Origin of the sequence: Micromonospora auratinigra, from assembly GCF_900089595.1 — a bacterium.
In the GTDB taxonomy this organism is placed as follows: Bacteria; Actinomycetota; Actinomycetes; order Mycobacteriales; family Micromonosporaceae; genus Micromonospora; species Micromonospora auratinigra.
Genome location: NZ_LT594323.1, coordinates 1,227,502 through 1,246,521, shown reverse-complemented (window position 1 = coordinate 1,246,521; position 19,020 = coordinate 1,227,502). Strand labels below are relative to the sequence as shown.

Below are 19,020 nucleotides of genomic sequence, written 5' to 3'. Positions count from 1 at the left end.
CTACCGGCGCGGCTGCTGCGGCACCCGCGGCAGCACGAAGGGCGGTCCGGAATAGATCAGGTCGGCCTTCAGCTCCTGGTACGCGAGCTTGGGCCGGTAGTTCTCGTCGTACACGGTGGCCACGCCCTCGGGCGGGTCGGTGAACCAGCCCGGCACCCACGAGTGCTTGTCGGTGAAGCCCCAGAGCGTGAACGAGAGGCAGTGCGGCGAGGACAGGCAGGCGCGCATCAGCACGCTGAAGTTGGCCGCGGACGCCTGGAGCCTCGGGTTGATCTCGGCGGAGTCACCGGCCCGGACCCCCTCGGTGAGCTGGCTGCGCACGTCGACCTCGGTGAACGCGGTCGCCAGCCCCAGCCCGGCGAACTTCTTGAGCGCCTCCGAGACACCGAAGGTGTCGAAGTTGCCGTACTGGGTGCCCAGGTGGCCCTGGCTGCCGATCCCGTCGATCGGCACGCCCTGCGCCCGCAGGTCGCGGGCCATCTCGTAGACGAACTGGGTCTTGTCGTTCGCCGGGTTGCCGGAGCCGAACGCCTCGATGTTGTAGTCGTTGTAGAAGAGCAGGGCCTTCGGGTCGGCGGCGCGCGCCCAGCGGAACGCGTCGGCGACGTAGCCCGGCCCCAGGTGCTCGGCCCAGAAGCCCTTGTAGTGCAGGGTGGCGGGGGTGTCCCACGGGTCGCTGACCGCCTCGTTGACCACGTCCCACTGCCAGATCCGGCCCTTGAAGTGGGTCACCACGGCGGTGATGTGGTCGCGCAGGATCTGGCGCAGCTCGGTGGTGCCGATCGAGCCGTCGGCGACCCCGGCGGTCAGCCAGGCCGGCAACTGGTTGTGCCAGACCAGCACGTGCCCGCGTACCCGCTGGTGGTGCGCGGTGGCGAAGGCGACCAGCTGGTCGGCCGGTGCCCAGTTGTAGGTGCCGCGGGTGGGCTCCAGGCTCTCCCACTTCATCTCGTTCTCGGCGGTCACGGTGGAGAACTCGGACCCGGCGAGCTCGCGGTAGCGCGGGTCGGCGGCGTCGGCCAGGGCGGCCGTGTCGACCGCGGTGCCCAGGTAGAGGCCGTGCCGCTTGGCCAGGTCACGCAGGCTCTGCGCGGTGGGATCGTACGGCCGGCCGGCCGTGGCGGGGGTGACGGTCAGGGCTGCGAGGGTCGCGGCGGCGGCCGCACCGGCGGCGATCCAGCGTCTCAGTCTCATGATTGTCCTTCCGAAAAGGGATTACGGAGGCCGCGTCGCAGGACGGCTCAGTCCTCGCGGTAGGTGGCGTGGTCGAAGTCGGCGTACACGCCGTCGCCACCGAGGTCCTGCACCCAGAGGCCCAGGAAGGCCCCGGTGAAGCCCCAGGCCGCCGGCTCGCCGTCGACGACGAGCGCGGCGTGCTCGTCGGAGAGGATGGTGGCGTCCAGCTCGACCGGCAGCTCTCGCCAGCCGTCACCGAGGTCGTAGGCGAAGCGCACCACCGGCCCGTCGAACCGGGCGCGCAGGCCGACCCGGGCGGTGTCGCCCACGTCGACGGTCAGCTCCGGGTACGCGGTCCGCCGCCCCCGGTCGCAGCTGAGCAGCTCCAGCACCACCCGGCCGTCGTCGGCGCGGGTCAGGTAGAGGTGGTGCCAGTTGGTCATGTTGTAGTACGCGGTGATCCCGGCCAGGTGCCGGTGGTCGACGGGGGTGAACTCGACCGCGGTCTCCAGCGCGCACCGCTCGGCGCCCACCCGCCGGGCGACCAGGCTGGGGGTCTGCCGGCCGACGGGCGACTGTCCGCCGTGCAGGCGCAGGTGCGACGGGCGCGAGGTGAGGTCGAGCCAGTCCGGGCCCGGTGGACGGCGCAGCGTCGACCAGCAGGCCGACAGGCGGTGGGCGTCGAAGTGGTCGGTCGCCGGCTCGTCGGGCCAGGGGTGCGCGGGCAGGTCCGGCGCGCCGATGGTGTCCGCCGGCACCCCGCCGGGGATCCGGGGCCACTGCCCGGTGGGCCAGTCGACCCGCTGGAGCGCGGTTTCCCGGCCGAGCACGCAGTGGCCCAGCGGCGCGTACGGGCGGGCCGCCAGGTGCGCGAGGTACCAGTCGCCGTGCTGGGTCCGCACCAGGCAGCCGTGGCCGGCCTTCTGCAGGCGCAGCTCGGGGCGGCCGGCGGAGGTGAGCAGCGGGCCGGCCGGGTCGGCCAGGTAGGGGCCGAACAGGTTCCGGGAACGGGCCACCGTCACCTGGTGCTCCCAGCTGGTGCCGCCCTCGGCGGTGACCAGCCAGTACCAGCCGTCGCGCCGGTACAGGTGCGGTCCCTCGGTCAGGCCGGCGGCGGTGCCGTGGAAGATGATCCGGGCCTCGCCGACCAGCCGCCGCCGGTCGCGGTCGTAGCGCTGGATCTCGATGCCGCCGAAGCGGTCCCGCCCCGGCCGCCAGTCCGCGCTCATGCTCAGCAGCCAGCTGCTGCCGTCGGTGTCGTGGAAGAGCGCGGCGTCGAAGCCGTGCGCGTGCAGCTTCACCGGGTCCGACCAGGGCCCGCCGATGTCGGGGGCGGTGACCAGGTAGTTCTGTGGGTCCCAGTAGCCGCTGGCGAAGCTGGCGACGTCGCTGTAGACCAGGTGGAACAGCCCGTCGTGGTACGTCAGGTCGGGCGCCCACACCCCGTTGGAGTCCCCGCAGCCGCGCAGGTCGAGCAGCCGGCGGTCGGTGATGACGCCCCCGAGCGCCCGCCAGTGGACCAGGTCCCGCGAGTGGTGCACGCGGACTCCCGGATACCACTCGAAGGTCGAGGTGGCCAGGTAGTAGTCGTCGCCGACGCGCAGGATCGAGGGGTCCGGGTGGAAGCCGGTCAGCACCGGGTTGCGGATCGACCGGGCGGTCGTGGCCACGTCTGCGATCTCGGTCGACATGTACGGCTCCCTACGGTCGATGCGCGGCCGATTTTCCGGAACATCTACCCCGGAAGTTTCGGAATTCCCGCTCACCGTAGCGGCTACGGGTCACCGAGAACAGGCCCTTGACCACGGGCGAGAGGCCGTCGTACGTTACTCGCCGGCACCCCGGAACTTTCGGCGTCATGCTGAAAGTTCCGGGGTCGGACTTCCTGGAGCCACCCCGGGTGGCCCGGGCGCAGGCCGCCGCGGTGGGGGCACCATCTCGGAAGGGCGGCCCGATGACCTCGCAGGTCCAGCGGTGTCCGGGATCAGCGGCAGGGGCGGCAGGACGACCGGACGACCAGCTCGGTCGGGAGCCGGACGTGCGGGTCGCGTTCGACGCCGCCGATCAGGTCGATCAGCAGGCGCAGCGCCTCGGCGCCCATGCTCTGCAACGGCTGCCGGATGGTGGTCAGCGGCGGGTCGACCAGCGCCGACTCGGGCACGTTGTCGAACCCGATCACCGACACGTCGTCGGGGACCGCGAGCCCCATCCGCCGGGCCACGTCCATGGTCGAGATGGCCGAGAGGTCGTTGCCCGCGAAGATCGCGGTCGGCCGGTCGGCGAGCCCGAGCAGCTCGGCGGCCGTGCCGGCGGCGCTCTCGACGCGGTACCCGCCGACGCGGACCAGCCGTTCGTCCACCGGTACGCCGGCGTCGGCCATCGCCCGGCGGAACCCGGCCTCGCGCAGCCGCGCGGACTCCAGGTCCGGCCGTCCGCTCATGTGCGCGATCCGCCGGTGCCCGAGGGAGAGCAGGTAGTTGGTCGCCAGGACGGCGCCGGTGAAGTTGTCCGAGTCGACGGTGGGCAGCCCGGACGGGCCGGTGTGCGGGTCGACGGCCACGACGTGGAAGCCGTGCTTGGTCTCGACGACGGTGGGGGTGACGATGACGGCCCCGTCGATGAGGGTGCCCGACAGCCGGGCCAGCGAGCGGCGCTCCCACCCGACGGCGGCGCCCTCGCCGTCGCCGCTGGAGTAGGCGAGCAACTGGTACCCGCTGCCGGCGACCTCGCGGGACGCCCCCTTGAGCAGCTCGGTGGAGAACGGCTCGAACTCGGCGACCAGGATGCCGAGCACGTTCGTCCGGTGACTGCGCAGACTCTGCGCGCCGAGGCTGGCCTCGTAGCCGAGGTCGCGGATGACCTGCTGGACGCGCTGGACGGTGGCCTGGGCCACGCCGTAGCGGGCATTGACGACCTTCGAGACAGTCGCCACCGAGACGCCGGCCGCACGTGCCACGTCCGACATCTTCACGCGCTCCGGGAACACCACGCCGACGACTATAGAGCCGCCGCGCGGACCCCGTCACGGACGCGTCGAAAACGTTATCGATACCGATTGACATCGAGTTACGTGACTGTAAAACTCCTGCCCAACAACCCGACTGAGTGGTCGAGGAGACATCGATGACTATGAAGCGCCGTGTGGGCGCCGTCCTGGCGCTGTTCATGACCAGCTCTCTCGTCGTCACCGGCTGCGGTGGCGGCGGCAGCGATGACGAGGCCGCGCCGAAGAGCGAGCTCTACAAGAACCCGGTGACCCTGACCTGGTGGCACAACGCGCCGCAGGACGGGCCCGGCAAGACCTACTGGGCGAAGGTCGCCAAGGACTTCTCCGCCCTGCACCCGACCGTCAAGATCGAGATCGAGGCGATCGAGACCAACCAGCTCCAGCGCACCCGGATCCCCGCCGCGCTGCTGAGCAACGACCCGCCGGACGTCTTCATGTCCTGGGGCGGCGGCGAGCTGCGCGAGCAGGTGGAGGCCGGCTACCTCAAGGACATCACCGACCAGGTCAAGACCGAGGTCGGCACGATCGGCAGCGCCGCCGAGATCTGGCAGGTGGACGGCAAGCAGTACGGCCTGCCGTTCCGGATGGGCATCGAGGGCATCTGGTACAACAAGGACCTCTTCGCGAAGGCCGGCATCACCGCGCCGCCGACCACCTTCGAGGAACTCAACACCGCGGTCACCAAGCTCAAGGCCATCAACGTCACCCCGATCGCGGTGGGCGCCGGCGACAAGTGGCCCGCCGCGCACTGGTGGTACAACTTCGCGCTGCGCGACTGCTCGGTCGACACCCTCAAGAAGGCGACCAAGGACAAGGTCTTCGACGACCCGTGCTTCGTGAAGGCCGGCCAGGACCTGAAGGCCTTCATCGACACCAAGCCGTTCCAGAACAACTTCATCGCCACCCCCGGCCAGAACGACCCGACCAGCGCCAACGGCCTGCTCGCCAACGGCAAGGCGGCGATGGAGCTGATGGGCGACTGGAACCGCGGCACGCTGGACAACGTCGCCACCGACAAGGCCAAGCTGGCGAAGTTCATCGGCTGGTTCCCCGTACCGGCGATCGCCGGCTCCGCCGGTGACCCGAAGGCGGCCCTCGGCGGCGGCGACGGCTTCGCCTGCGCCAAGAACGCCCCGGCCGAGTGCGTCGAGTTCCTGAAGTACATCGCCAGCCCCGAGGTGCAGAAGGGCTACGCCGAGACCGGCACCGGCCTGCCGGTGGTCAAGGGCGCGGAGTCCGGCATCACCGACCCGGCCCTGAAGTCCATCCTCCAGGCCACCACCGAGGCGAGCTACGTGCAGCTCTGGCTGGACACCGCGTACGGCAGCACCGTCGGCACCGCCATGAACGACGGGATCGTCGCGATCTTCTCCGGGAACGGGACGCCTGAGAAGGTCGTCTCGGCCATGAAGGCAGCCGCGAGCAAGTGACCTCCACCAACCAGACCCGGTACCCCGCCGACGGCGTCACCGCGCCGCCGGCGGGCCCCCGGCCCGCCGGACGCCCGTCGTCGCGCCGGGCCGAGACCCGCCGCAAGTGGTACGAGATCATCGGGCTGACCACGCCGGCGCTGGTCGTCTACGTGATGTTCGTGCTGGTGCCGATGGGCTTTGCGGTCTACTACAGCCTGTTCCGCTGGCGCGGGGTGGGCCCGCCCACCGAGTACGTGGGCATGCGCAACTACGTGCTCGCCTTCCAGGACCCGATCTTCCTCGACGCGTTGCGCAACAACGGGATCATCGTCCTCGGGTCGCTGCTGGTGCAGGGCCCGCTCGCCCTGGGCATCGCCCTGCTGCTCAACCGCCGCTTCCGCGGGCGCGCCCTGTTCCGCCTGCTGGCCTTCGTGCCGTACGTGCTCGCCGAGGTCACCGTCGGCATCATGTGGAAGCTGATCCTGACCGACGGCGGCAGCGCCGACGCGCTGCTGCGCTCGCTCGGCCTGGGCGGCCTGGTGCACGCGTGGCTGGCCGACCTGGACATCGTCATCTGGACGATGCTGTTCGTCCTCACCTGGAAGTACGTCGGCTTCGCCATCATCCTGCTGCTCGCCGGCCTGTCGAACGTGCCGCACGAGCTGACCGAGGCCGCGGCGATCGACGGGGCCGGCTGGTGGCAGATCCAGCGCCACGTCACGCTCCCGCTGCTCGGGCCGACCATCCGGATCTGGATGTTCCTGTCGATCATCGGCTCGCTGCAGGTCTTCGACGTGATCTGGGTGACCTCGGTGCCCGCGGTGCGCTCGCTCGGGGCCTCCGGGACCATGGCGACGTACATGGTGGACAACGGGTTCTTCGCCCGGCTGTGGGGCTACGGCAACGCGGTGGCCGTGATCCTCTTCGTCATCTCCTTCGTCGCGGCGCTGCTGTTCCAGCGCTTCATCCTCCGCCGGGACATCGAGGGCGCCATCACCGGAAGGGCGAACTGACCGTGACCACCCACTCCGTACCCACCCGGTCCGCCGGACGCCGTCCCGTGTCGTGGGGCACGCCGCTGACGTACGCGCTGGCGCTCGCGGTGGCGGCCGTGTCGATCGCCCCGATCCTGTACGTGGTCGTCGGCGGGTTCCGCACCACCCCGCAGATCGTGGCCGACCCGGCCGGTCTGCCCGACCCGTGGGTCTTCGACAACTACGCGCGGGTGCTGACCCAGAGCAACTTCTGGCGGCAGGCGTTCAACAGCGGCGTGATCGCCCTCGGCACCACGCTCGGCGTCGTGGTGCTCGGCCTGTCCGCCGCGTTCGTGCTCGCCCGGTACGCCTTCCGCGGCCGCGAGGCGCTCTACACCTTCTTCACCCTCGGCCTGCTCTTCCCGGCCGGGGCGGCGATCCTGCCGCTCTACCTGATGCTGCGCGACCTCGACCTGATCAACTCCTACTACGCGGTGATCCTGCCGCAGGTCGCCTTCCAGCTGCCGCTGACCATCGTGATCCTGCGACCGTTCCTGACCGCCATCCCCCGCGAGCTGGAGGACGCCGCGGCGATCGACGGCGCGGGCCGGCTCGGCTTCCTCTGGCGGATCGCGCTGCCGCTGTCGCGGCCCGCGCTGGTCACCGTCGGGGTGCTCGCGTTCGTGGCCAGTTGGAACGCGTTCCTGCTGCCGTTGCTCGTCCTCGGCGACGTCAGCCTGCACACCCTGCCGCTGGGGGTGCAGAACTTCTCCAGCCAGTTCTCCACCGACACCGCCGGCGTCCTCGCCTTCACCTCCCTGGCGATGCTGCCGGCACTGCTGTTCTTCACGCTCGCCGAGAAGCACATCGTCGGCGGCCTGCAGGGCGCGGTCAAGGGCTGAGCGACAGCGGTACGAGCACAACCAGTGGAAAGGCACACCATGACAGAGGTCCACGCGGTGGTGGACGGGCCGGCACCGGCTCAGGCAAGCGGAGAGCACGACCGGCCGGACGGGACCGCCGGCGAGGCCCGCGTCCGCGAACTGCTCGCCCGGATGACGATCGAGGAGAAGGTCGCCCAGCTCGTCGGCTTCTGGGAGAAGGAGGACGGCGAGGCGGTCGCGCCGCTGCAGGGCGAGTTCGGCGACGCGCTGCGGCTGGCGGACTTCGCCCGGCACGGGCTCGGCCACCTCACCCGGGCCTACGGCACCCGCCCGGTCGACGCCGCCGACCGCGCGGTCGAGCTGTGGCGCTTCCAACGTGACCTGGTCACCGGCACCCGGCTCGGCATCCCGGCGATCGTGCACGAGGAGTGCCTCACCGGGCTGTCGGCCTGGCGGGCCGCCACCTTCCCGACCCCGCTGGCGTGGGGGGCCGCGTGGCACCCCGAGCTGGTCACCGAGATGGCCGCGGCGATCGGGGCCTCGATGCGCGAGCTCGGCATCCACCAGGGCCTCGCGCCGGTGCTGGACGTGATCCGGGACCCGCGCTGGGGCCGGGTCGACGAGTGCATCGCCGAGGACCCGTACCTGGTCGGCACCATCGGCACGTCGTACGTGCGGGGCCTGCAGTCGCAGGGGGTGCACGCCACCTTGAAGCACTTCGCCGGCTACTCCGCCTCGCGTGCCGGGCGCAACTTCGCCCCGGTGCACGCCGGGCCCCGGGAACTCGCCGACGTGCTGCTGCCCCCGTTCGAGATGGCGATCCTGGACGGCGGCGTGCGCAGCGTCATGCACTCGTACGCCGAGATCGACGGGGTGCCGGTGGCCGCCGACCCGACCATGCTGACCGGCGTGCTGCGCGACCGGTGGGGCTTCGACGGCACGGTGGTGGCCGACTACTACGGCGTCGCCTTCCTCCACCTGCTGCACCACGTGGCGGGCGACCACGCGGAGGCCGCCGTGCAGGCGCTCACCGCCGGGGTGGACCTGGAACTGCCGACCGGCGACGCCTACCTGACCCTGCCGGAGTCGGTGCGCGCCGGCCGGCTCGACGAGGCGCTGATCGACCGGGCGGTGCTGCGGGTGCTGCGCCAGAAGCAGGAGCTGGGGCTGCTCGACGCCCGGTTCACCGACGAGCCGCCCCGGGCGGTGGACCTCGACTCCCCCGCGCACCGGTCGATCGCCCGCCGGCTCGCCGAGGAGTCGGTCGTGCTGGTGGCCAACCGTGCCGTCCTCCCGCTGCCGGCGGGCCGCCGGATCGCGGTGATCGGCCCGAACGCCGACCGGCAGGGCGCGCTCTTCGGGTGCTACTCGTTCCTCAACCACGTCCTCGTCCAGCATCCCGGCGTGGCCACCGGCATCGAGGCGCCGACCGTCCTCGACGCGCTGCGCGGCGAGTTCGGGGCGGACCGGGTCAGCTCGGCGAACGGCTGCGACGTGGACGGCGACGACCGGTCCGGCTTCGCCGACGCCGTCGCCGCGGCGACCGCCGCCGAGGTGGCCGTCCTGGTCGTCGGGGACCACGCCGGCCTCTTCGGACGCGGCACCGTCGGCGAGGGCTGCGACCGGGAGGACCTGGAGCTGCCCGGCGTCCAGCGGGAGCTGGTCGAGGCGGTGCTGGCGACCGGCACCCCGGTCGTGCTGGTGCTGCTGACCGGCCGGCCGTACGCGGTCGACTGGGCGCTGGCGCGCTGCGCGGCGGTGGTGCAGTCGTTCTTCCCCGGGGAGGAGGGCGCCGGCGCGGTGGCCGGGGTGCTCTCCGGGCGGGTGAACCCGTCGGGTCGGCTGCCGGTCAGCCTGCCCCGCTCGGCGGGCGCGCAGCCCTACTCGTACCTGCATCCCGCACTCGGGCAGGGCAGCGAGGTGACCAACCTGCCGGCGATCCCGGCGGCGGAGTTCGGGCACGGCCTGTCCTACACCACCTTCGCGTACGACGGGCTCACCGTGCCCGCCACGGCGCCGACCGACGGGGCGCTGCGGGTGTCGGTACGGGTGACGAACACCGGCCCGGTCGCCGGCGACGAGGTGGTCCAGCTCTACGGCCACGACCTGGTGGCCTCGGTGACCCGGCCGGTGGCGCAGTTGCTCGGCTACCGGCGGGTCCACCTGGCTCCGGGCCGATCGGTCACGGTCGAGCTGACCGTCCCGAGCACCCGGTTGGCCTTCTCCGACCGCACCCTCACCCGGGTGGTGGAGCCCGGCGAGGTCGAGCTCTGGGTGGGCACCAGCGGGCGACGGCACGCCACCGCGTCGACCACCCTGGTCGGTGCCGTCGTGCCGGTCACCAACGACTCGCCGCGCTGGACGACCACGCAGCTCAGCTGAACCGCTGCGGCCGGCCGTCCCCGTCGGGGACGGCCGGCGCGGCCGTCCCCGTACCCCGGCGGGTCGAGGTGTTTCGGAACGACTCCGTAACCTCTCGGCACGCGGGCACCCTCCCGCGCTGTCGTCGACCCCCGGGGGTACGGCAAGATGACCGGGTGGGCGGCCACGGGGGCACGGTCGGGCGAAGGAGACGCGGGTGAGCGCGGACGACGAGCGCAGGGTGACGATCACCGCGATCGCACGGGAGGCCGGCGTCTCGGTGCCCACCGTGTCCCGCGTGCTCAACGGACGCTCCGACGTCGCCCCCGACACCCGGGAACGGGTCGAGGAGCTGCTGCGCCACCACGGCTACCGGCGGCGCGGCAGCCGCACGGTTCGCCGGGCCGACCTGCTCGACCTGGTCTTCCCCGACCTGGACAGCCCGTGGGCGGTGGAGATCATCCGTGGGGTGGAGGACGTCGGGCACGCCGCCGGAGTGGGCACCGTGGTCTCGGCGATCCACCGGCGGTCCACCTCCACCCGGCAGTGGCTGCAGAACCTGCGCTCGCGGGCCTCCGACGGGGTCATCGTGGTGACCTCGCACCTGACCTCGCCGGTGCAGGCCCAACTGCGCCGGCTCAACGTGCCGATCGTGGTGGTCGACCCGGCCGGCACGACCACCACCGACGTGCCGACCATCGGCGCCACCAACTGGGCCGGTGGCATGGCCGCCACCGAGCACCTGCTGGCGCTCGGTCACCGCCGGATCGGTTTCGTGGCCGGCCCGTCCGACCTGCTGTGCAGCCGGGCCCGGCTGGACGGCTACCGGGCCGCGCTGGAGCGGGCCGGGGTGCCGCTGGACGACCGGCTGGTGCAGCCCGGCGACTTCTACCACGCCGCCGGGTTCGCCGGGGGCGCCGCGCTGCTGGAGCTCGATGACCCGCCCACCGCCATCTTCGCGGCCAGCGACCAGATGGCCTTCGGCGTGTACGAGGCGGTGCGGCGACGTGGGCTGCGGGTGGCCGACGACGTCAGCGTGGTCGGCTTCGACGACCTGCCCGAGGCGCGCTGGGCGTCACCGCCGCTGACCACCGTGCGGCAGCCGCTGGTCGAGATGGGCCGGCTCGCCGCCCGTACCGTGCTGCGACTGTCCCAGGGCGAGGAGATCGAGTCGCCCCGGATCGAGCTCGCCACCGAGCTGGTGGTGCGGGACTCCTCCGCCGCGTACCGCTGATTCGTCGCTCAGCCGTCTTCCGGAAGTTCCGGCGGGGTCAGGGCCGCCGGGGGCGCGACGGCGGCCAGCACGGCGGCGTGCCGACGGCGTCGGGCCAGCAGCACCGCTCCCCCGGCCACCAGCACCGCCCCGACCGCGACGGAGGTCCCGGTGCCGGGCCAACCGCCGGTGTCGCGGGTGGTGGTGGCGGCCCGCATCTTCGGGGCCGCGGCGAGCGCCGACGCCGCCGGTGCCGGGGACCGGCCGGCCGGGGTCAGCTCGCCGGGCCGGACCAGCCGGCCGACCGAGGCGTCCCGGGGCAGCCCGAAGCCCCAGTCGAGCAGGGCCGCGCCCTGCTGCCAGCCGCGCTGCGTCGGCACCTCCGCGCCCAGCAGGGTCACCACCAGCCGACGGCCACCGCGCTCGGCCGCTCCGACGTAGGTGTGTCGGGCCAGGTCGGTGAAGCCGGTCTTGCCGCCGATCGCGCCCGGGTAGTGGTCCAGCAGCTGGTTGTCGTTCTGGATCTCGAACGGCTTCTCCCGCAGCGCCGGCTGCCCGGGAACGATCGCCGTACGGGTGGCGGTGTAGCGGCGGAAGGCCGGGTCGGCGAAGCAGGCCCGGGCGATCAGGGCCAGGTCGTACGCGCTGGTGAACTGGCCCGGCCCGTCCAGGCCCGACGGGGTGACGGCGTGGGTCTGCAACGCGCCCAGGTGGCGCGCCTCCTCGTTCATCGCCCGTACGCCCCCGGCCAGGCCGTCCGGCCCGCCGCCGAGCCGGGCCAGGGCGTTCGCCGCCTCGTTGCCCGACTTGAGCAGCAGGCCCAGCCAGATCGTCTCGATCCGGTACCGGCCGCCCTCGGCCAGTCCCACCGCCGAGCTGCCCGGCTCGATGGCCAGGTCACCGGCGGTCAGGGTGACCTCCCGGTTCGGGTCCAGCCGCGGCAGCATGGTGGCGGCCAGCAGCAGCTTCTGCACGCTCGCCGGCGTGCCGTACTCGTGCGGGCCGCAGCCCCCCAGCACCGCGCCGCTGTCCAGGTCGGCGACCACCCACGAGGTCGCGGTGACGGCCGGCGGGGCGGGCGCCCGGGCCGGCACGACCAGCCCGGCGGTGTCCAGCGCGGTCCCACCGACGGACCGCGCCACCGGATCGGCGGGCGGCGGTGGCTGCGGTGGCGTGGTGGCCGGGGCCGGCACGTTCGGGCACGGCGGCGCGCCGGCCGGCAGCCGGGCCGCGCCGGCCCGGCCCGTCGCGGTGGCCGGCAGTCGCCCCACCCGGGCCGGCGCGCCGGTCCGGACCGTGGCCAGGGCCGGGGCGGCCGGCGTCAACGCCGGCACCAGCAGGGCGGCGGCCAGCGCCGCGGGCAGGCGTCTCATGCCCCCGGACGTTAGCCACGCCGCCACGATCGGGTTGCCTGCTCGGCCGTTCGCGCCCGCCCGGCGAGCCGGGGCGGTAGGCTCGCCCGCCCGCCCGGTGGCGGCGTCCGGCCGGGCCCGCTACGGTCCGCTGATGGGTGACCCGGAGGACCTGGCCCGGCGGCTGGCCGACGCGGTCGCCCGCAGCCCCGATTGCGCGGCCGAGCCGGGCCTGTCCGACGAGGAGATCGACCGGGCCGAGGAGACCTTCGCGCTCCGCTTCCCGCCGCTGTGGCGACGCGTCCTCACGCTGATCCACCCCCGGCCGAGGTACGTGGCACCGAATCCAGGATTGACCGGCACCGGCCCGACCTGTCCGGACTGGCGGCTGCGCGACGTGGCCACCACCCGTGAGATGGTCGAGGCACCTGTCGAAGGCCTGCTCCTCGACGTCGAGGAGAGCGCGTTCTGGTGGCATGCCTGGGGTGCTGCCCCGTCCGCCCTGGCCGACCGGCTGGCGGTCGCCCGGCGGGAGTTGGCCCGGGTGCCCCGGCTGACCCCGCTGTGGGGCCACCAGTACGTCGCCGACACCGATGACTCCCCGGTGTTCAGCATCGTCCAGGCGGACCTGTGGGTTCCGGCCGCCACCCTCGGCGCGATGGTCGAGGACCCGAGCGGCGACGACGGCTCGGTGGCGCACCGCCGCGCCGGACGGGTGCCGTTCTGGAGCGACCTGTACGCCTACAGCCAGCACCGCGGCGAGGGCAGCCCGTTCGGGCACCTCGCCACCGGCGGCCTGTGACCGACGCCGCCCGGCCGGGGAGCGCCGAGGGCCGGCCGTGGAGCGGCGACGACGCCGGGCACAACGACGCCTGCCACCAGCGGTGGCGGCAGCGACTCCGCCGCGACACGGGCGGCCCCGGCTACCGGGAGAAGTGGTACGACGAGCAGTGCGGCGGGTGCCGGTACTGGATCGCGCTGCGGGGCGAGCTGGGCCGTGACTACGGTGCCTGCACCCACCCCGGGTCTGCGCACGACGGTCAGGTCCGCTTCGAGCACGACGGCTGCCCGGTGTTCACCGAGCGGGCGGACGGCAGCTTCGGCTGACCCCCCGTCGCCGCGGCGGGTGAACTATGGTCGGCGCCATGCGTCTGACCGCCGTGCACGTCCACCCGGTGAAGTCCCTCGGTGGCGTCGCGGTCGACCGGGCCACCGTGGAGCCGTGGGGCCTGCGCCACGACCGGCGGTGGCTCGTCCTGCACCCCGACGGTGGTGTCCTGACCGCGCGCACCGAGCACCGGATGCTGGGCGTCACGGCCGCGCCGGCACCCGGTGGGATCACCCTCACCGGGTGCGACGGCGGCACGCTCACCGTGCCGGAGCCGACCGACGGCGTACCGGTCCCGGCCGGGATGTCCCGGTTGGACACCGTACGACTGGCCGGCGACGACGCCCACCACTGGCTCTCCGGGCAGCTCCGGCGGCCGGTGCGGCTGGGCTGGCTCGACGACCCGCGCCGCCGGCCGGTCTCCGCCGACCACGGGGGCCGTCCGGGTGATCCGCTGAACCTCTCCGACGCCGGTCCGCTGCTGCTCACCACGCTGCCGTCGCTGCGTCGGCTCGACGAGTGGATCGTCGAGGGCGCCGCCGAACGCGGCGAGCCAGCACCGGCGGCCCTGCCGATGGCCCGGTTCCGACCCACCGTGGTCGTCGACGGACCGGTCGAGCCGTTCGCCGAGGACGGCTGGCGCACGGTGCGCATCGGCGCGGTGGATTTCCGCTTCGCCGAGCGCTGCGACCGGTGTCAGCTCACCCTGATCGACCCGGTGACCTTCACCACCGGCAGGGAGCCGATCCGTACCCTGGCCCGGCACCGCCGCCACGACGGCCGCACCTGGTTCGGGGTGCGGCTGATCCCGCTGGGCACCGGTGAGATCGGGATCGGCGACGAGGTCGACGCCGGCTGACCGGCGGAAAACGGGGTGCCCGGTCCCGGTACGCCGACTAGCTTGCCCTGGTGCATCCACTCGACGAGAAGATCATCCGCGCGTCCTTCGTCAACTGCAGCAAGGGCGAGGCCAGCCGGATCCGGCTGCCCGCCGGCTTCGCCGACGGGGCGGTGCCCTGGGACGACCTCGACTTCCTCGGTTGGACCGACCCGGGCGCCCCGCTGCGGGCCCTGCTGGTCGTGCCGGGCGAGAACGGACCGACCGGCGTGGTGCTGCGCCGGCCCGAGGAACGCCGGTCGAACGTGGCGCGGTCGAGCATGTGCCGGATCTGCCTCACCGAGCACACCGCGTCGGGGGTGGCGCTCTTCGTCGCGCCGCTGGCCGGGGCCGCCGGGCGCAACGGCAACACCGTCGGTGAGTACATCTGCGCCGACCTGGCCTGTTCGCTGTACGTGCGGGGCCGACGGCAGCCGAAGATGCGGCTGGTGCCCCGCGCGGAGACCCTGACGCTGCCGGAGCGGATCGACCGGGCGATGGCGAACCTGACCGCGTTCACCCGGCGGGTCGTCGCCGGCTGAACGGGTCCGGCGGGGGCTTGACCTCGCGTGCCCGCGAACTCCTGTCGTCGGGGTCGGAGTGTGCCGGACCGACGGGGGTGTCGCGATGCGGGTGACGTTGACCGGCCGCGGTCGACCGGCCGGGCGGCCGGAAAACCGGTTGCCGGGTACGAGCGGCTGCGCCAGAGTCCTGCCCATGACGTACTGACGGTCGACACTCAATGTCCCGGTCCGGCCCTGGCGTTCCGGCTCCGGGCCCGACGAGTCTTTTCTCGGACGCTACAAGCTTGACGTCACGGATGAATCAGCCGGACCCGGTCCGGCCTGAGTCGTTCGCGTCATCAAGTGTGCAGGCCGCATCCGAGGCCCGTCTCGTGGTAGGTCACCAGCCGGTGGCCGACGATCCCCGTTGCCCCCGGCCCGGCCGGCGCCGACGCGCGCCCGCCGCCGACCGTCCGCACCTTCCGTCAGAAGAGTGAGCGTCCTTGTCCCAGCACCCCACCCGGCCGGCCACCGTTTCCGTGTTCGCCTCCCCCACCAGTTGGATCGAGTCCGACGCCCTGCGCCAGTGCGAGCAGGTCGCCGCCCTCGACGGCATGCGCCACGTCGCCGCCATGCCGGACCTGCACCCGGGCAAGGGTGCCCCGATCGGCGCGGCCATGGCGTCGACCCTGCTCTACCCGTTCCTGGTCGGCTCCGACATCGGGTGCGGCATCGCCGTGTTCCCGATCCGGCTCAGGCGGGCCGTACCGGAGAAGCTCGCCGCACGCTTCCCCGACCTGGACCGGGCCCTGGACCCCGAGCGCGACGCCGACGACCCGGCCTGGGCCGTGCTGACCGGCGACGTCCCGGCCGGTCACCTCGACGCCCTCGGTACGGTCGGGCGGGGCAACCACTTCGTCGAGCTGGCCCGGGTCGGGGCGGTGCTCGACGCCGGTCACGCCGGCCGGCTCGGGCTCGCCGCGGGCGAGCTCGTGCTCGTCGTGCACAGCGGCTCCCGAGGGTTGGGCGAGCAGATCCTGCGGGCCCACACCGAGACGCACGGCGCGGGACCCGCCCCGGACCCGGACGCGTACCTGGCCCGGCACGACGAGGCCGTGCGCTGGGGCTCGCTCAACCGGCGGCTGCTGGCCGCCCGGGTCGCCCACGCGCTCGGCGCGGAGCCGACCGAGCCGATCGTCGACCAGTGCCACAACCTGGTGGAGGTCCGCGACGGCGGCTACCTGCACCGCAAGGGCGCCGCGCCGGGCGACGGCCGGGACGTGCTCGTCGCCGGCACTCGGGGCACCCCCTCCTTCCTGGTGGCCGCCCACGCCGGCCCGGACGCCAACCACTCCGTGGCGCACGGCGCGGGCCGCAAGATGTCCCGGGCCGACGCGCTGCGCCGGGGCCGGGCCAAGCACACCGTCGAGGAGCTGCGCCGCACCGCGGTGGGATCGGTGGTGGTCTGCGGCGAGCGGCAGCTGCTCTTCGAGGAGGCACCGGGCGCGTACAAGCGGATCGAGCAGGTGATCGACGACCTCGTCGCGCACCGGCTGGCGACCCCGGTCGCCTCCACCGTGCCGCTGGTCACCTACAAGACGCCCGACGCCGGGCCGGCGTCCCGGCCGCAGCGGCGCGACGACCGGCGCGGGCGGGGCCGGCGATGAGCGTGCACCTGCTGATCTCCGCCGGACGGGGCCCGCAGGAGTGCGCCTGGGCGGTCGCGCGGCTGCTGGACCGCCTGACGGCCGACGCCACCGCGCAGGGCGTGGCCGCACGCCGGGTCGAGGCGGTGCCGGGCGAGCGGCCGGGGACCTACCGGTCGGTGCTGCTGCGGATCTCCGGGCCGGACGCGTCGACGTTCGCCGCGTCGTGGACCGGCACGCTCTGCTGGCAGGCGCCCAGCCCGTACCGGGCGGGCAACGGGCGCAGGAACTGGTACGTCACCGCCCGGCCGTGCCGGGTCGACAGCCCGGACACCGACTTCCGGGAGGCCGACGTGGAGTTCGTCGCCTGCCGTACCGGGGGGCCCGGCGGTCAGCACCGCAACAAGGCGAGCACCGCGGTGCGGGCCACCCACCGCCCCACCGGCCTGGTGGTGGTGGTCGACACCGAACGGCAGCTCGGCCTCAACCGGCGACTCGCCGTGGCGTTGCTGCGGCGGCGGGTCGAGGAGGGCGACGAGGCGGCCCGCCGGGCCGTCACCACGGCCCGCCGGCGGGTCCACGACGAACTGGTCCGGGGCGACCCGGTGCGGGTCGAGCGACCGGCGGACGGTACGCCGACGGGCCGGGCGCCCGGCCGGCCCGCCACCGCCGCCCGGCGGCGGCGAGGCACACCCCCAGCGCGAACACCGTGAGCAGCAGCGCGGCCCGGTCCAGCGCGGGCCGCAGCGGCGCCGCCGAGACGCGTACCGGGGTGGCCGGGGAGGCACCGGCCGGGACCAGCCACGGGTGGGTGTCGGTGACCGGCGGCAGGCCGTCGCGGAGCACCGTCACCCCGACGTGCCACCGGCCCGGGGCGCGGATGTCGTCCACGGTGGTCACCCAGCCGTCGGCGGTCCGGGTCACCGGATGCACCGCCCGTTCCCCGTTCGGGCCGGCGAGCAGCAGCGACACCCCGGTCACCGGACCCGGCGCCGGCCGGCGGGTGTCCCCGACCCCGATGCTCACGATGTTGCGCCCCGGCCGGTTCGGCCGCAGCGCGACGGTGTCGACCAGGTCGGCCACCTGACCGCTGACCTGCGGTTCGGCGCGTGGGCCGGCGGTCACCGGGAAGGCCGGGCCCCGGCCGGGGCCGGCGGCGGCGAGCGCGCCGGCCAGGGCGAGGGTGACGGCCAGCAGGCCGGCCTCGGCCCGCAGGCCCCGCCCGGGCAGCTCCGCCCGGCGCAGCCGCCGGGCCGAGCGCGCGCCGACCAGCACGGCCGCGCCGGCCACCGCCAGCTTGGCCAGCAGCAGCAGCCCGTACGGGGAGCCGACCAGCGCGTCCACGGTGGCCAGCTGCGGGCCGGTGAGCAGCAGCCCGGTGAGCAGCAACAGGACCAGACATCCGGCGGCGAGCGTGGCGAAGGCACGCAGCAGGGCGCGGACCGCTGCGGCCCGGTCGGGGGCCCGGCGCAGCAGCGGCGGCAGGGCCAGGGCGGCGGCCAGCACACTGCCGGCCCAGGCCCCGGCGGCCAGCACGTGCAGCCCGCCGACCACGGCGGTGCGCCCCGGCCCGCCGACCGGGTGCCCGAGCAGCGCGGTGCCGGCGGCGGCGGCGAGCGCCCCGAGCCCACCGACGACCACCCGCGCCGGTACGCGGGGCGACCCGCGTCCGGCCCGCGGTACCGGGTGGGTGGTGCGACCGGGCGGGCTGTCGGCGGCGGGCCGGCGGAGGGCGAGCAGCGCGACCGCGAGCAGCGTGGCCGTGCCGGCCTCGCGGAGCAGCCAGCGGCCACCGGTGCCCGGCTGGGCCAGCAGGTTCCACCGGCCGGCCGCGCCGGCCAGTTGGACGGCCAGTTGCAGGGGCGCGGCGAGCAGGGCGACGCTGCCCGCGTACGCGGCGATGATGAGCAACCGGCGGCGCAGGGCGACGGACGCGGGGTCGGGACGGCGGCGGGCGGCGGCGGCCTGGAGCAGCGCGAGCGCGGTGCCGCCGAGCAGCACCGACAGGCCGAGCAGGCCGGCGGCGCGGGCGACGGTCTCCCGGGGGCCGGGCCCGGCCGGCCCGGCCGGACCGGCGGCGGTGACCGGCCGGCCGACGCCGAAGACCAGGGTGCCGTTCGTGGTGTGCAGGTCGTCGGAGGAGAGGGTGCGCCAGGAGACGTGGTACGTGTTCGGCGGCAGCGCGGGCAGCCCGGCGACCAGGGTCACCGGTTCCTCGGTGTCGGCGTCCTCGGCGGCGGGCGCGCCGTCGGCGTCGCGCAGCGCCAGCCCGGTCACCGCCCAGTGCCGGCCGTCCCCGTCGACCAGGGCGATCCGGGCGGCGGAGAGTTCGACGTGCTCGGTGAAGGCGAGGGTGAGGGTGTCGGGCGCGGTGTCCAGCACCGCCCCGTCGGCGGGGGCGCTGGCGGCCAGGTACGCGTGGGCCTGCGCCGGTGCCGGCCCGACCAGCGCGGTCAGGCCGGCCAGGACGACGGCGGCGAGCAGCCGGCCGGCTCGGGGCAGCAACC

The 19,020-nt window shown here is 74.2% G+C and carries 14 protein-coding genes and 2 pseudogenes; 11 read left to right on the top strand and 5 right to left on the bottom strand.

The window, feature by feature from the left end:
* The 3 genes from GA0070611_RS05575 to GA0070611_RS05565 form a co-directional block, all read right to left on the bottom strand.
* Positions 1–1,194, bottom strand: a complete 1,194-nt coding sequence (locus tag GA0070611_RS05575; protein WP_091658532.1) for an endo-1,4-beta-xylanase — start codon at positions 1,192–1,194, stop codon at positions 1–3.
* Between the two features lie 47 nt (positions 1,195–1,241).
* Positions 1,242–2,867, bottom strand: a complete 1,626-nt coding sequence (locus GA0070611_RS05570; protein ID WP_091658529.1) for a glycoside hydrolase family 43 protein — start codon at positions 2,865–2,867, stop codon at positions 1,242–1,244.
* A 293-nt stretch (positions 2,868–3,160) separates the two neighbouring features.
* On the bottom strand, positions 3,161–4,165 hold the full coding sequence (locus GA0070611_RS05565) for a LacI family DNA-binding transcriptional regulator (protein WP_091658524.1): 1,005 nt from the start codon (positions 4,163–4,165) through the stop codon (positions 3,161–3,163).
* 134 nt (positions 4,166–4,299) lie between these two features.
* Between GA0070611_RS05565 and GA0070611_RS05560 the strand changes: the two genes are divergently transcribed.
* The 5 genes from GA0070611_RS05560 (at position 4,300) to GA0070611_RS05540 (ending at position 11,048) form a co-directional block, all read left to right on the top strand.
* Entirely contained in the window at positions 4,300–5,613 is a 1,314-nt protein-coding gene (locus tag GA0070611_RS05560) for an ABC transporter substrate-binding protein (RefSeq protein ID WP_091658520.1), read from the top strand.
* Positions 5,610–6,608: a carbohydrate ABC transporter permease gene (locus GA0070611_RS05555; protein WP_091658515.1), complete on the top strand. Its 999-nt coding sequence runs from the start codon at positions 5,610–5,612 to the stop codon at positions 6,606–6,608. The genes GA0070611_RS05560 and GA0070611_RS05555 overlap by 4 nt, the downstream gene beginning before the upstream one ends.
* Positions 6,605–7,471: a carbohydrate ABC transporter permease gene (locus GA0070611_RS05550; RefSeq protein WP_091672529.1), complete on the top strand. Its 867-nt coding sequence runs from the start codon at positions 6,605–6,607 to the stop codon at positions 7,469–7,471. Before GA0070611_RS05555 ends, GA0070611_RS05550 begins: the two co-directional genes overlap by 4 nt.
* 39 nt (positions 7,472–7,510) lie before the next feature.
* Positions 7,511–9,835, top strand: coding sequence for a beta-xylosidase/alpha-l-arabinosidase (locus tag GA0070611_RS05545; RefSeq protein ID WP_091658511.1), 2,325 nt, complete (start codon positions 7,511–7,513; stop codon positions 9,833–9,835).
* 196 nt (positions 9,836–10,031) lie between these two features.
* Positions 10,032–11,048 carry a LacI family DNA-binding transcriptional regulator gene (locus GA0070611_RS05540; protein WP_091658508.1) on the top strand — a complete coding sequence of 339 codons (1,017 nt, stop codon included), beginning with the start codon at positions 10,032–10,034 and terminating at the stop codon, positions 11,046–11,048.
* 51 nt (positions 11,049–11,099) lie between these two features.
* Here the strand turns inward: GA0070611_RS05540 and GA0070611_RS05535 are convergent.
* Positions 11,100–12,400 (bottom strand): annotated as a pseudogene (locus tag GA0070611_RS05535) (D-alanyl-D-alanine carboxypeptidase family protein); the annotation flags it as partial.
* Between the two features lie 133 nt (positions 12,401–12,533).
* Here GA0070611_RS05535 and GA0070611_RS05530 point away from each other — a divergent pair.
* The 6 genes from GA0070611_RS05530 (at position 12,534) to prfH (ending at position 17,226) form a co-directional block, all read left to right on the top strand.
* Positions 12,534–13,181 carry a hypothetical protein gene (locus GA0070611_RS05530; RefSeq protein WP_157740213.1) on the top strand — a complete coding sequence of 216 codons (648 nt, stop codon included), beginning with the start codon at positions 12,534–12,536 and terminating at the stop codon, positions 13,179–13,181.
* On the top strand, positions 13,178–13,486 hold the full coding sequence (locus GA0070611_RS05525; RefSeq protein ID WP_091658495.1) for a DUF3027 domain-containing protein: 309 nt from the start codon (positions 13,178–13,180) through the stop codon (positions 13,484–13,486). The genes GA0070611_RS05530 and GA0070611_RS05525 overlap by 4 nt, the downstream gene beginning before the upstream one ends.
* A gap of 38 nt (positions 13,487–13,524) precedes the next feature.
* The gene (locus GA0070611_RS05520; RefSeq protein ID WP_091672526.1) at positions 13,525–14,346 is read left to right on the top strand and encodes an MOSC domain-containing protein; all 822 of its coding nucleotides are present in this window, start codon (positions 13,525–13,527) and stop codon (positions 14,344–14,346) included.
* 50 nt (positions 14,347–14,396) lie between these two features.
* A complete protein-coding gene (locus tag GA0070611_RS05515; RefSeq protein WP_091658490.1) occupies positions 14,397–14,906 on the top strand; it encodes an FBP domain-containing protein in 510 nt (169 codons plus the stop codon).
* Between the two features lie 464 nt (positions 14,907–15,370).
* Positions 15,371–16,534 carry an RNA ligase RtcB family protein gene (locus GA0070611_RS05510; RefSeq protein ID WP_091658488.1) on the top strand — a complete coding sequence of 388 codons (1,164 nt, stop codon included), beginning with the start codon at positions 15,371–15,373 and terminating at the stop codon, positions 16,532–16,534.
* Positions 16,531–17,226 carry a peptide chain release factor H gene (gene prfH, locus GA0070611_RS05505; protein WP_091658486.1) on the top strand — a complete coding sequence of 232 codons (696 nt, stop codon included), beginning with the start codon at positions 16,531–16,533 and terminating at the stop codon, positions 17,224–17,226. The genes GA0070611_RS05510 and prfH overlap by 4 nt, the downstream gene beginning before the upstream one ends.
* Before the next feature lie 460 nt (positions 17,227–17,686).
* Here the strand turns inward: prfH and GA0070611_RS32370 are convergent.
* Positions 17,687–19,018: pseudogene (locus tag GA0070611_RS32370) on the bottom strand (copper resistance CopC family protein); the annotation flags it as partial.
* Between the last annotated feature and the right edge of the window lie 2 nt (positions 19,019–19,020).

What these genes read in the sequence shown, in the direction of transcription:
- prfH (WP_091658486.1), top strand. Translation starts at nt 16,531, where the DNA reads ATGAGCGTGCACCTGCTGATCTCCGCCGGACGGGGCCCGCAGGAGTGC.
- GA0070611_RS05520 (WP_091672526.1), top strand. Translation starts at nt 13,525, where the DNA reads ATGCGTCTGACCGCCGTGCACGTCCACCCGGTGAAGTCCCTCGGTGGC.
- GA0070611_RS05575 (WP_091658532.1), bottom strand. Translation starts at nt 1,194, where the DNA reads ATGAGACTGAGACGCTGGATCGCCGCCGGTGCGGCCGCCGCCGCGACC.
- GA0070611_RS05545 (WP_091658511.1), top strand. Translation starts at nt 7,511, where the DNA reads ATGACAGAGGTCCACGCGGTGGTGGACGGGCCGGCACCGGCTCAGGCA.
- GA0070611_RS05560 (WP_091658520.1), top strand. Translation starts at nt 4,300, where the DNA reads ATGACTATGAAGCGCCGTGTGGGCGCCGTCCTGGCGCTGTTCATGACC.
- GA0070611_RS05570 (WP_091658529.1), bottom strand. Translation starts at nt 2,867, where the DNA reads ATGTCGACCGAGATCGCAGACGTGGCCACGACCGCCCGGTCGATCCGC.
- GA0070611_RS05530 (WP_157740213.1), top strand. Translation starts at nt 12,534, where the DNA reads ATGGGTGACCCGGAGGACCTGGCCCGGCGGCTGGCCGACGCGGTCGCC.